This is a genomic window from Sphingobacterium sp. SYP-B4668 (assembly GCF_027627455.1).
Classification (GTDB): Bacteria; Bacteroidota; Bacteroidia; order Sphingobacteriales; family Sphingobacteriaceae; genus Sphingobacterium.
Map to the genome: position 1 here is coordinate 2,079,435 of NZ_CP115483.1, position 12,551 is coordinate 2,091,985.

Below are 12,551 nucleotides of genomic sequence, written 5' to 3' on the forward strand. Positions count from 1 at the left end.
GTAAACAGGAAGAACTTTAGTTCTTCCTGTTCTTTTACTTAATAGGCAACAGCTAATCCGGTTTCAGCCGAAGGGGTATTGTCTGCATGTCTGTAACAGGGTTCTGGTTGAACATTCTGACATTCCCAACGACTGGGACTGGCGTCGTTGTCCTTATCAGCCAAATCTAGCTGTTGTGGACCCGAGGGCGTATTGGCCGTCACGATTTCGGATACGACAGATGTGTTGATTTCAGCTACTGCTCCACCGATCCCGAGTAGCAACGCTGCTGCGAGGATAGATACTTTTAACTTTTTCATTTTGGTTTGTTTAATTGTTTCTGCCATTTAATATCAGGGGGCAGATGAACCTTTCTATATAGCGCTATCTTTTTTATTTTATGTTTGTTGATGGATCGAGGCGTTGGCACTGTTCGTATATTCGCCCTTTGGGTCGACATCTATCGAAGGGAGGAGGATTAATGCTATTCCGCCTAAAAGGATGTAAACCAAATTGAGCATTAGATGCCCATTCCAGCTTAGTCCCAATATGCCCGCACAGGCACAGGGGTATGATGGACTGATGGTTCGGGTTATGATCAGTATTATAAAGATGGATAGGGTCGAGAGGATGCCCATGGCAATACATACTGTTCTTTTAGGTTTTTTATTCATCATCAATAACAAAGCGAGTATAAGCATGGTGCTGGGTAAGCCATATGCAACATAGGGAGCCGCCCAATCTGGAAAGGGCATGCGCTCCATCTGGCCAACGAACGTTGGCATCTGTACCCATTTGACGAAAGCTGTATAGATGAATAATGTAATAAATAGACCTCGTATACTTTCGAAGCAGATAGGTATGTATTTTTGACGTGTAATTTTCATTGCGTTTTTTTCCTATGTTTCTTACTTCCAAATTTCTGAAGGATAGTGACACTGGTCAAGAGACATGGAATGTCCCCCAAGGCTGTCTCCTTTTTTTAGACACTTAAAATCCGATATAGCGTGAGCGATACAGCGGTTTTGGGTCGTGGTGAAAAAATGAAATTTATTTTTTTGCTATTTTGGAAGGACTGAGAAAGCCCTATAGAGGTGGGTATTCTGATGTCAATGGTTAATCTATTCGATTTTCACCAAAAGAAACTTGTTTTTTACCATTATAGGTCGAAAATAGCGGCTTTTAATGAAAAGAATTATGCGTTTTGGGTCAGGAAATGTCAAAATGGATACAGCTCTTTGAGTTTATCTTGAAGAGCTTGCAGATAAAGACGCGTACCTTCTATGGTCTTGTTGTCCATTTCTTTGATTTTCTTACGATTGGTCTCGAAGCTGAGCGTGCCGCCTCTCACGGTACGAACGTGATTCAATAGGATGCGTAGCGCCTGAGGGGTGGAGAGCTCCACAATATGCCGGGTCTGTACATTGAGGTCTGTCAGTAGGCTGAGTTGCTTGGCTGTGAGAGTGACCGTGATGGCGTCTTGGTTCAGATTACTGGATAAGGAGGGAAGCTTTGTTTGCCAATCAATCTCGGTTAGGAGAAGATTTTCGATAAAATCTTTGAGACTGGTACGTGAAGGCTGGTAGGCATAGCCAAGTTGTGTATCCAACTGTTGGAGTTCTTTGAGGTATTCTTCTAGTTGTGTACGTATGGTCAAGGGGGGTGCGCCCGACGTTACCAAATCGTCAACATGTCGACGGCAATGGTTCATCAACCGCTCCCGGTTGAAATTGAGGTAGATAAGTGTCTTCCATATTTTGGTACTCCATAGATTGGCAGGTTCCGTAAGGATTAAATTCTCGATGCCACGTAATACTTTATGGGCGTATTCGAGCTGATGATAGGAAATGGCATGTTGATGTGGAAAGGCGAATTGTTTGAAAAATTGATTTAAGGAATCCAATAGAAGAGGAGGAACGTCGTTTTTCTTAAGCTTGCGTTGGTATTTTTGGTAGTGGACCAATAGGGTATGGCCCTCGGCGTGTAAAGCGAAGAGCGGCATGCCCATGTGTTGGATAGTCTCGCCGCTGGTCAGGCGTAGATGGTGTAGGACTTCTTCTATTGCCAAGAATGTATTGAGCCGAGAGGTATCGGGCTTACCCTGCCGTTGATAGAGTTTATTGGCCAATACAGTGAGCGAAAGTTGCAGCACACGTACCTTTTGTTGAACAAACTGGGTGTCAGGTTCGGTGAGCATCAACTCTCCAATCTTGACAATGAGCTCTTCCTTGAGCGAGAGCAGCGTGTGACAATAGCAATAGCCCTCCATCCGATCACATGCCAAGCCGGGAAGCACCACGGGGGACTGTTCCACGGCCATGATAAAGCTGTACAAACTATCTTTCATAATAGGAATCATATTGGTTGCAAACGCCTAGGAGAAGTCGGATTTCTCATAGTACGCAGTAAAATATCTCTAATATAACAAATATATCACCAATAGGTGAATTAATGTTGTGCGAAGGGTGATGCTCTTGAAATTAAGGTATTACGAGTAGTTTTGGTGTCAGATGAGTTCTGTCGTCTCTTAAAAAGCTTTAAATGACCTCTGTTCAGAAGGTACAGGAAAAAGAGGGTGATGACCTTGTTGGATGTCGGAAATAAGTGATAGGGAAGTTTGGGATGATGAAAACGGGATAATGAGGAATATATTAGAGCAGTTCGAAGGCGATGGCAAACTTAAGTAAAGTAGCGAATGAATTGCATTGGGTCTTTTGGATGACATTCTTACGGTGAGTATTTACTGTATGGATAGATATAAATAATTCATCGGCTATTTCCTTGGATGATTTACCATTGGCAATCATGGCAATAATCTCTTTTTCACGTCTGGTAAGTGTCGCAAATATCTTGTAATTGTTTTTAACGTAAATGTCTTCGTCCAGTACTTTATTAACCCTGGATATCATCAAGTCAATTCCCTCTACAGGACTGGAAAGCATGATCATTTTGTTGACCGTACAATCACCTTCTTTTATTTTAATCAACTTACAGACGGAGTAAAACCACTTATAGGCTACTTCCTGATGTAATTTAACACGCTGAAAGAAATTGTATTGCTTGTCAAAATCAGCCTCGTGAAGGTATTTTTCTATTCCCTCGAATATAGCAAGGGATTCCTCTTTGATAAAGTACTTGTTATAGTATGCATCACCCAAAGCATTGATTTCATCCACGGAAGTCCCTAAATGCTCAGCACCCCAATTGTTCATGTAGCTTACAGCCAGTGGTTGTAGCTTGTCCATATCGTGCATCATGACAGAGGCAGGAAGAATACTGCCCAAGTCGTCAATAGCGTAATTGCCTTTCTTCAGGTTTTGCTGTACGCCATGTAGCCGTTGGAATAGCTCCGCCTTCTGAAAATCAAATGATGTACTGCCTAAAGCCATAGCGGGAATAATTGGTGTTGGCCAAGGTAGGTAAAAAATTAACGGTAAGCAAGAAGATGTTTTAGAAGGCATATTCTGCATATGCAGCAGTATCGTAAGAAATACCTAGTGCTAGCGATGTTTTGAGAAAAAAGATTGTGCGAATTTTGTAGTAGACAAATATTATGACAAGATATGAAGATGCTGACAAAAATCCTAATCGGAATGTTCGCGATGATTTGCTTATTAAGTGCACAAGAAGTGAAAGCACAATGGCAAACTGTGAAGATAGCGGCCAATGATACTGAATTGATGCGCGCTACCAATCAAACCTTTCAAAATTATAAAGGGTTGTCTCATGTATCCTTTAATGTACAGGCGATGGTAGAAAAAAGAAAGGTAGGTGACAACTATAAAATACTTTTGCGAACACAGCAAATATCGATGAATGATGTTTACTCGTACATCTACAAACCTGGGATAAGTGTGAAGAGCTGCATCTATGGCAAAATAATAGAAAGGTTGGACTATAATTTTTCATCTTCCCAGATTGAAAAAGAACCATTTGAAAAGATTAAAAATACGGCTAGCGCTACTTTTGAATTTGAGATACTCATTTGGGTCAAAGATAAGAACTATAGGAATGGTGGATATCGGGTTGCTCACATGATAAAAGGCGTAAAGGACAATGGTGTGTATTGGTCAGACAATGAAATTGAAGGTGATTTTGACCTTTCAGAAGTTAAAATTATAGGTAAAAAAATGACCGCTTTCAAAGCTGATGAATCAGCTATACTACCAGCTCTTGAAGCTTATGTAAAAGCGGTCAATGAAAAGGAAGAAGCCAGTTGTAAAAATGAAAATAATCAAAAAAATGCAGAAAATATCGAAAAAATAAAGCAACAAGAATTGGCTGATGCAAAAATTAAAGACCTTGATAAGCTAAAGATAAAACTAAGTGGGACAGGGGGTGAAAAGACGCAAGCGCAATCCAAAACGGAGACGGATAGTTTTTGGAAGGGGGGAGACGAAAAAAAAGCTGGGGAAGATTCTAAAAATAGCAATGCTGGCGTTGGAAAAGGTGTTGAAGAAAAGGAAAAGGATTCCCAAAATGAACATCAACCCTCGAAACCCACCGGTTATGCAGTTGTTTTTATATACTTTTTAGACCACTGTACGAATACTAGACGAGATTTTATCTCCAATGTTTTTAAGATTGAGGAAGGGTGTAGCGACTATGTACTGAAGTTTTATAACCTAGTGATGGAAAAATACGGTAAAGGTTGTTTTAAAAACTTAAGTGATCCGAAGTATGGGGTCATGGAAGTTCGAAAAACTTTAAATGAAGGATGGCTTTTTGACAAATTCACGGATGCTCGTTATCGAGGAATACAGGATGAAGGGAGAGTATTAGATAAAGAGCAAATTATAAAATTTCGGAATGAGAAGATAGAATCGTATGATAGTCCTGATAAGAAGATGACTATCGGTAATAGTCCAATTCTTCTAGAAAAGGTTAATGATTTTCATCCCTGCACGGTAATGCACGATGAGAACTCAAGATAAGTAGTGCAATTTAACATTTGCGATACTGTTGTAGATAATATATACAGACATAGGATAAATGAGAGATAGTATAAAGTTGTTTTGTAGACTGATTGTTATAAAGATATATGTAGTTGAGTTCAAATACATCAAATACATTTTAATTAATATAAAATAATGAAAAAATATATAAGCATTTGTGTTTTGCTATTTAGTAGTTTTTATGCTATAGGACAGACCTCACAGGATAGAGCGAAAGCATTCTATCAAGAAGCTGTGAGACTATTCGAGAAAAAAGATTATTCCAAAGTATTGGAATACTGTCAACGCGTTACGGACGAATTAAAGACTACCAATGCGCGAATAGAACTGTTGCGGATAAAGAGCTATTATGAATTGGGCGAGATCGAAGAGACTAAAAGAGCGCTCAGTGCTTTTTCGGATTTGCCTTCCGAGCTATCATTGAAGCAGGAGGCGCTCAGCTATTTAAATAAGATAGAAAGAAGTGAAAAAACTATGTTAGAGCAGGAGATATCGCTGCAACGCCTATTAGAAGTAAACCGTTTGGAGAAGGAAGGGAAACTTACAGAAGAAGAAAGAAGAAGGAAGGAAGCTGAAGCTAAAAGCTACCAAGCGGCGATGTCAGGTAACCTGACTGCCATCCGACAGTTTTTGAAAGATTATCCGACTCATAACGAAAGACAACATGTGCTTGATGTACTAGCAAATGAAGAACAACGGACGTATGATAATGCCATCTTACAGGATGAAATCGGAGGCTATGAAAATTATCTAACTTTATTTAATGATGGAAAGCACAAGAATGTGGTGGTAAAGGCTTTGTACGAAGCGAGGGAAAGTGAAGCATCGGATCAGGTACTACGAGATAACTCTGTCGCTGGCTGCGAAAAGTATTTGGAAGCTTATCCAACTGGTAAAAATAAAGAAGCCGTATTAAAACTTTATGCTGAGATCCTACATAAAGAAGGACAACAGGCCTCGAGTATTAAAGATTATAAAAAAGTGGAAGAGCTTTATGGTAAATACAAAAGTATCTTCCCCTCTGGTGGTCATATAAAGTCAGCGCAGATGAAATATGATGAAGCAATTCGAAAAATAAAAAGGGCAGAGGTAATCGCAAGTAGGAGTGACAAGACCTACTTTATGATCAACTATGCAACCAACAAAAGTGCTGGACTAGAGGTCGGCAAATTAAAAATCTCTCATAACCCATCTGTTTATTGGGGACTCAATTATGGATTTACATTACCTGGGTTTTCCTCGCTGGAGGAACTCGAATCCCTTGATGACTATGCTGGAGATGGCACCTTAAAGGCAGGATTTTTTACCTCAAGTTTTGGATTGACCATGAACATTAGTTATCCGCTATGGGGTTATGCCGGTATTGGTGTGAGATACCAAACGTATGAAGATGGTACAGATTCCTATAAAATAGCCGGTCAAAATTCTTGGCAATTTTTTCCCGAATTTGGATTGAAAGGTAGAATTGCCAGGAGTTTGATTTTAAAAGCGGGTATACAACTAATTAAAGATAAACCTGCTTTTCAAATAGGAATAGGGTTTTAATGACAGAGATTTTGCGTAAATATATCATATACCTATTATGCAAGATTTTGTTTATTTGCTGAAAGGGCGGGATTTTATAAGAGAAGTGGCAGTTGCCTGTCCAAAATGCAAAGCTAAGGCGCTGGTTTCAGGCGGGGAACCCGATAAAATGCTTGCAGAATATGAGCATAAAGTTCATTTCTCCTGTCCAACCTGTCACTATTTCCTGAAATATACCAATACTCCTAAATTTAGGGTGTACACCAATAAGCGCGGGCAAAATATCAGCTCCAGGTTATTGATGCTCAATAGTCCATGCGACCCTTTTTTTGGATTTGAGGTTTGGTACCAAATAGATACTCAAAATGGACTGTTGTGGGCTTATAATCTGGAACACCTAGTCCTGATAGAAAATTATATTGCGAAAAGGCAAAGCAATTGTGTGGGATTGCCTTTCGATAACAATAGTAGGTCTTACCGATTGATACAAGGGGTATTGGATGTAAAGAATAGGGAAACTATCTTGAAAACGATACAGCGAGTTAAAAAAACATAACAAGTCGTCGTGGGGATGGCGATGTATTGATAAGATCCGTCATACTAGCTTTTACAACAATATTCATCTAGGTATCCTTTGTAGTGAAAAGGATACCTTCTTTTTTGGGATTTAAAAGCTTACATTTACTCGCAGAAGAATTATAATAAACCTATGGCTGATTTTAAGTCTTTATCTGAAGAACAACTGGTTCGACTATTACAGGACGGAAATCAACATGCTTTTAATGAAATCTACAAACGACACTGGTCGGGTATCTTTTTGGTCGCCAAGAACCGACTGGGAAGTGAGGATGATGCATATGAGATTGTCCAAAACATCTTTCTGAATCTCTGGCGTAAGGGGGCGTCATTCGAGTTGAATAAAAATTTTGCGGTTTATTTTGCAACCGCTGCCAAGTACGAAGTCCTGAAGTTTCTCTCCCGACAGGGGCATCTGGACCACCATCGGAATGTATTGCGCGAAGAAATGTCCGAGCGTGATGATTCCACGCTCCAAGCATTGGAAGCAAAAGAGCTGATGGAAACATTGGAGCAATCGATTTGTCTACTTCCTGAAAAATGTCAGCTCGTATTTCGTTTGCGGTTAGAAAAGGAATACAGCCAAAAAGAAATTGCCAAAGAACTGGATATTTCTGAAAAAACGGTAGAGGCCCACCTTGCTAAAGCCAGAAAACACATCCGTACCGATTTGAGTATCGTGACGATTCTACAGCTAGCCCATTATTTTAAGATTTTTTAATTCAGACTAAGGGATATGTCAGATTCAAGGGGCTTATAAGTATAGCCCCTATATTATGACGTATAAACCGAAATCCGAGAGATTAAAATATTTGGCCGATAAATGGCTGAAGGGTACCATTTCAACGGAAGAGAAAATAGAATTTGATGAGTGGTATTTATCATATGAGGATCATTTGGTAGAAGATTATACTGCAGAAAATTTAGAGACCATAGAAGTAGACCTTTATAAGCAGATACAATCGCTAGCAGGGATGGATCAAGCCAAACAACTATCCCGTATCCACCGTTTCAAAAAAATATGCTATTGGGCAGCTTCTATTCTTGTAATCGTAGGAATCTCTACATTCTTCTATACGAGGCAAAAAACAGAAATCAATACTGCTGAGATAGCCGCGATAATGCCGGGTTCAGATAAGGGTAATCTACGATTGGGGGATCAACAGGCTTATGATCTTGAAAAACTGAAGAATGGAATATTGGAGAATAGGGGTGGTGTGGAGATTGTCAAAACAAAAGAAGGGGCAATCAGCTACATATTGAAGGGCAATGTGGACATGGATTCGAAGGACATCATAGAAAGCAGTGTATCTACACCCAATGGTGGGCAGTATCAAATCCAACTGAGCGATGGTACACGTATCTGGCTGAATGCAGCGTCAGAAGTGAAATTCCCAATTGCTTTTGTGCAAGGACAACGTGTTGTGGAGCTACAAGGTGAGGCCTATTTTGAAGTGGCGAAGGATGCAAAGCGGCCTTTTATTGTCAAGACTGCTACGGAAGAAGTGAAAGTGCTCGGTACGCATTTCAATGTAAATGCCTATCGAGAGGAAGCTATCTCCAGGGTATCGCTCCTAGAGGGTAAAGTAGAGGTGTCTGCACAGCACGGCAGCTACAAGACCTTACTGTCGCCAGGCCAACAAACGGTCAATGGTTTGACGGGAATGCAGGTTGAATCTTTCAATCCTGAGGAAAGCATAGCCTGGAAAAATGGTGATTTTGTTTTTAATAATGAAACGCTAGAACAAGTGATGATCAGGGTGGGCCGATGGTATGACGTGCAAGTACAGGTAGATCCGAAGATTGCAAATATCCAGATTTGGGCCTCTATTTCCAAATCCGAACAGATTGATAAAGTATTGAGATTGGTCAAATTGGCAAGTGAAGATATTACATATCGTATTGAAGGAAGGAGGGTGTATATGATGCCCAAATAAGAGTGGACTTCAAAGAATATGTAAATATGCTAGAGAAGGTTGAAGGCTTCTCTAGCGGTATCGCAATATTCTACATTGAACAACTTACAGGTATTCTCAATGTAAAAACCTATTACTAATCAAATATAATGAAAATAACCTCTAATTATGAGAGAGAAGGAGACCCTATACGCACTTCTCTCCTAAAATTCCTTATTGTGATGAAACTCATTACATTATTTATGGTAGCGACCCTCTGTCAAGTACATGCACATACTCATGCCCAAATGCTGACATTGAAGGGGAGAAATACCAAACTCACAGATGTCTTGAAAGAGATCAAGAAACAAACGAAATACGATGTGATCAGTGAGACTGGTGTGGTAAGTACCTTGCGGGTACCGGAACTAAATCTCAATAACGTGCCCTTGGATAAGGGGCTCAATAGTATACTGACGCCACTTTCGCTCACATTCGTAATCGAACAGAATGCGGTCATCATCAAACGAGCACCTATTTGGACGACCAAGGAGGCTCCGATTATCGAAGCCCAGAAAAACATCAAGGGGAAGGTGGTGGACAGCAAGGGGATAGCGCTGGCCGGGGCGACGGTTAGTGTGAAAGGCGGGACCAGTATGTCAACAGATGAGAATGGAGATTTTCAGATGAATGTTACTACAGGGGATGTATTGACTGTTGAACTCATGGGATTCGAAGTGCAGACCCAGACTATCGGTGCACAAGGGTATTATACAATAACAATGAAGGAGAAGGTGGATGCATTGGATGAGGTGGTGGTGGTGGGGTATGGTACGCAAAAGCGTGCATCTTTGCTGGGGTCGGTGGCCTCGGTACAGGCCGAACAATTATCCAAAGTCCCGGTAACAAACCTATCGCAGGCGTTGGTAGGTCGATTGCCAGGATTGGTGACTACCCAATCCTCCGGATTACCGGGGTCTGATCAAGTAGACCTGTATATACGGGGATTTAATTCGTTAAATAGAAATTCCCCTTTGATATTAGTGGATGGTGTCGAACGCTCGTTCAATAATCTTGATCCTGCAGAAATCGAATCGGTCACGATATTGAAAGATGCGGCATCAGCCGCAGTCTACGGGGTTCGCGGGGCCACAGGTGTTATCTTGGTGACGACCAAACGTGGTGCCGAGGGCAAACCCTCACTGACTTATTCTGCCTCTTACACGCTAAGTTCGAATACACGCATGCCGGAGTATCTGAATGGTCGAGAATTTGTCAGTTGGTATAATTATGCCGACGAAATAAATGGACGAGGCCCAACGTTTCCGGATGCTGTAGTGGATAAAGTATTTAATGGCGACCCAGAGGGCGTGTATGGCAATACCAACTGGACTAATGAGATACTCAAATCTACAACACCTACTACACAGCACAACGTGACCTTGAGGGGGGGACAAAGTGCAGTCAAATATTTTGCTTCATTGGGATACTTGAATCAGCAGGGTATCATAAAGGGAGTGGACTTTAAGCGATATAACTTAAGGACAAATATTGATGCAACGGTCACCAAGGACTTGTCTGTTTCTTTAGACGTTGCCGGAAACGTATCAGCGGCAAATAGCCCTCAGATATCCAACTTCACTGGAAATGGTAATTCGGTAGGGACGAATCTGATGAATCAAATCATTTCTGCGCATCCTTATATCCAAACAGTATTACCAGATGGGAGATACCTGAGTTCGTCGTTATTGCCCGGGAATAATCCGTTAGCGGCTAGAGACCTCTCGGGATATAATGATAACGATAATACCGGTATACAGAGTAGCCTAACGCTTAACTATAACGCCCCTTTTTTAAAAGGGCTATCTTTCAAAGCGGTGGGTAGCTTCGATAAGAATTATTACCATACCAAATCATTCTATACACCTTATACCCTTTGGACGGCAGATGCCAGCAATGCAACCCCTACTTTGTATGAGACGGCATCACCATATGGTACATTGGCCATGCTTAGTGAAAGCTATACGCAGTCCAGACGATGGACCATGCAGGAGTTTATTAACTACAAACAGACTTTTAATACGAAACATTCTGTTGATGCATTAATAGTAGCCGAGCAATCTAGTTACAATAATACTGGACTAGGGGCGTCTGCCCAAAACTTTGATCTTACGGATTTAGATCAATTTGGATTTGCGAAAGACAACCCCAATAAGCCTACTGGTAGCGACAATACTGCTAATAGACTGGGCTATGTAGGACGGGTAAACTATACCTATGATAATCGTTACCTAGCTGAATTCTCTGGCCGTGTCGATGCGTCAACCAATTTTCCGGCCAATAATAGATACGGGTTCTTTCCTTCGTTTTCCGCGGGCTGGCGTATTTCGGAAGAAGGATTCTTTAAAAGGCTAAATACCGCCGTATCTAGCTTAAAGCTTACAGCATCCTATGGTGTATTGGGTAATGATGTCACTGGAGGCGCTTATCAGTATCTACGTTTTATGACGCTTTCTGGTGCACCGGTAGCTCACTTGGGCGGGGCGAATGTGAACGGCATGCTGCCGACTTCATATCCGAATACAGATTTAACCTGGGAAAAAGCCCAATCTACCAATATAGGTTTGAACATAGCGCTATGGAACGGGTTGTTAAGTGCCGACTTCAACGGATTCTATAAGTTGACAACGGATATTCTGACCAGTGTCAGCAATACGTACCCACCTTCAATAGGAGGGTATTTTCCAACAACTGTAAATTCGGGTAAAGTTGATAATCGCGGATTTGAACTGGAACTGCATCACCGGAACCAAATAAATGATTTTAAATATTCAATAACCGGAGCGGTAAGTTGGGCACATAACCGGATTTTGAGCATGGACCAATCTATCGATATTCCAGAATATCAAAGCCTTATTGGGCAATCCATCGGCGCTAAAACAGGCTTGTTTGCAGAAGGCTTGTTTCAAAGTGATGCCGAGGCGAAGTTGTCACCGGTCGTAAATACCTCAGCCAGGGCGGGAGATATTAAGTATAGGGATATAAATGGTGATGGAAAGATAACCTATGAACAGGATGTCGCAGTCATTGGTCGTAGCCACGTACCCGAGTTAAACTATAGTTTCAACTTCAATTCAAGTTATAAGAACTTCGATGTCTCTTTCCTCATTCAAGGGGTTGGAATAAGCGACAATGCCTTAATGGGATATTATGATGGGATCGGCTGGGATGATACGCAGTTTACGCGTACCTTCTATGGAAGGAGTAATACACCTAAATATTTGGTGGCAGATTCATGGACCCCTGATAATCCTTTAGGCAAATATCCAAGGTTAGATAACCAATGGCGGCCAAATAATAATTGGGCGTCATCTATGTGGATTGTGAGTGGAGCGTATTTACGTTTAAAAAATGTGCAGTTGGCCTATAACCTACCCAAATCAATAGGAGGACGATGGGGACTGTCCAATGCCAAGATATATCTGGCGGGAATGAATCTGCTGACGTTTTCAGAGTTTAAATACCTAGATCCCGAAGCACCTAGTGTCAGCAACGGATATTATCCACAACAGAAGACGTACAGCATGGGGCTGTCCGTTACTTTCTAAATACCTTGTAAAAC

At 41.2% G+C, this 12,551-nt stretch carries 10 protein-coding genes; 6 read left to right on the forward strand and 4 right to left on the reverse strand.

Annotated features, from left to right (window positions below):
- Positions 1–38: 38 nt before the first annotated feature.
- The 4 genes from OQ289_RS08760 to OQ289_RS08775 all read right to left on the reverse strand — a co-directional run bounded on the left by OQ289_RS08760 (position 39) and on the right by OQ289_RS08775 (position 3,368).
- Positions 39–299, reverse strand: a complete 261-nt coding sequence (locus OQ289_RS08760) for a hypothetical protein (protein ID WP_270090349.1) — start codon at positions 297–299, stop codon at positions 39–41.
- A gap of 78 nt (positions 300–377) precedes the next feature.
- Entirely contained in the window at positions 378–866 is a 489-nt protein-coding gene (locus tag OQ289_RS08765) for a MauE/DoxX family redox-associated membrane protein (RefSeq protein WP_270090350.1), read from the reverse strand.
- 332 nt (positions 867–1,198) lie between these two features.
- The gene (locus tag OQ289_RS08770; protein ID WP_270090351.1) at positions 1,199–2,326 is read right to left on the reverse strand and encodes a hypothetical protein; all 1,128 of its coding nucleotides are present in this window, start codon (positions 2,324–2,326) and stop codon (positions 1,199–1,201) included.
- A 304-nt stretch (positions 2,327–2,630) separates the two neighbouring features.
- Positions 2,631–3,368, reverse strand: a complete 738-nt coding sequence (locus OQ289_RS08775) for a helix-turn-helix transcriptional regulator (RefSeq protein ID WP_270090352.1) — start codon at positions 3,366–3,368, stop codon at positions 2,631–2,633.
- Between the two features lie 174 nt (positions 3,369–3,542).
- Between OQ289_RS08775 and OQ289_RS08780 the strand changes: the two genes are divergently transcribed.
- From OQ289_RS08780 to OQ289_RS08805, 6 genes are all read left to right on the forward strand, one after another.
- Positions 3,543–4,913, forward strand: a complete 1,371-nt coding sequence (locus OQ289_RS08780; RefSeq protein WP_270090353.1) for a hypothetical protein — start codon at positions 3,543–3,545, stop codon at positions 4,911–4,913.
- A 156-nt stretch (positions 4,914–5,069) separates the two neighbouring features.
- Positions 5,070–6,479 (forward strand): hypothetical protein, encoded by a 1,410-nt coding sequence (locus OQ289_RS08785; RefSeq protein ID WP_270090354.1) that lies wholly within the window; start codon positions 5,070–5,072, stop codon positions 6,477–6,479.
- A gap of 37 nt (positions 6,480–6,516) precedes the next feature.
- Positions 6,517–7,014, forward strand: a complete 498-nt coding sequence (locus OQ289_RS08790) for a hypothetical protein (RefSeq protein ID WP_270090355.1) — start codon at positions 6,517–6,519, stop codon at positions 7,012–7,014.
- A 153-nt stretch (positions 7,015–7,167) separates the two neighbouring features.
- Positions 7,168–7,755 carry an RNA polymerase sigma factor gene (locus OQ289_RS08795; protein ID WP_270090356.1) on the forward strand — a complete coding sequence of 196 codons (588 nt, stop codon included), beginning with the start codon at positions 7,168–7,170 and terminating at the stop codon, positions 7,753–7,755.
- Between the two features lie 55 nt (positions 7,756–7,810).
- Positions 7,811–8,971, forward strand: a complete 1,161-nt coding sequence (locus tag OQ289_RS08800) for a FecR family protein (protein ID WP_270090357.1) — start codon at positions 7,811–7,813, stop codon at positions 8,969–8,971.
- A 128-nt stretch (positions 8,972–9,099) separates the two neighbouring features.
- Positions 9,100–12,537: a TonB-dependent receptor gene (locus OQ289_RS08805; protein ID WP_270090358.1), complete on the forward strand. Its 3,438-nt coding sequence runs from the start codon at positions 9,100–9,102 to the stop codon at positions 12,535–12,537.
- Positions 12,538–12,551: the final 14 nt, after the last annotated feature.

Coding starts and splice junctions, on each gene's coding strand:
- OQ289_RS08760 (WP_270090349.1), bottom strand. CDS start 299: ATGAAAAAGTTAAAAGTATCTATCCTCGCAGCAGCGTTGCTACTCGGG.
- OQ289_RS08765 (WP_270090350.1), bottom strand. CDS start 866: ATGAAAATTACACGTCAAAAATACATACCTATCTGCTTCGAAAGTATA.
- OQ289_RS08770 (WP_270090351.1), bottom strand. CDS start 2,326: ATGAAAGATAGTTTGTACAGCTTTATCATGGCCGTGGAACAGTCCCCC.
- OQ289_RS08775 (WP_270090352.1), bottom strand. CDS start 3,368: ATGGCTTTAGGCAGTACATCATTTGATTTTCAGAAGGCGGAGCTATTC.
- OQ289_RS08780 (WP_270090353.1), top strand. CDS start 3,543: ATGAAGATGCTGACAAAAATCCTAATCGGAATGTTCGCGATGATTTGC.
- OQ289_RS08785 (WP_270090354.1), top strand. CDS start 5,070: ATGAAAAAATATATAAGCATTTGTGTTTTGCTATTTAGTAGTTTTTAT.
- OQ289_RS08790 (WP_270090355.1), top strand. CDS start 6,517: ATGCAAGATTTTGTTTATTTGCTGAAAGGGCGGGATTTTATAAGAGAA.
- OQ289_RS08795 (WP_270090356.1), top strand. CDS start 7,168: ATGGCTGATTTTAAGTCTTTATCTGAAGAACAACTGGTTCGACTATTA.
- OQ289_RS08800 (WP_270090357.1), top strand. CDS start 7,811: ATGACGTATAAACCGAAATCCGAGAGATTAAAATATTTGGCCGATAAA.
- OQ289_RS08805 (WP_270090358.1), top strand. CDS start 9,100: ATGAAAATAACCTCTAATTATGAGAGAGAAGGAGACCCTATACGCACT.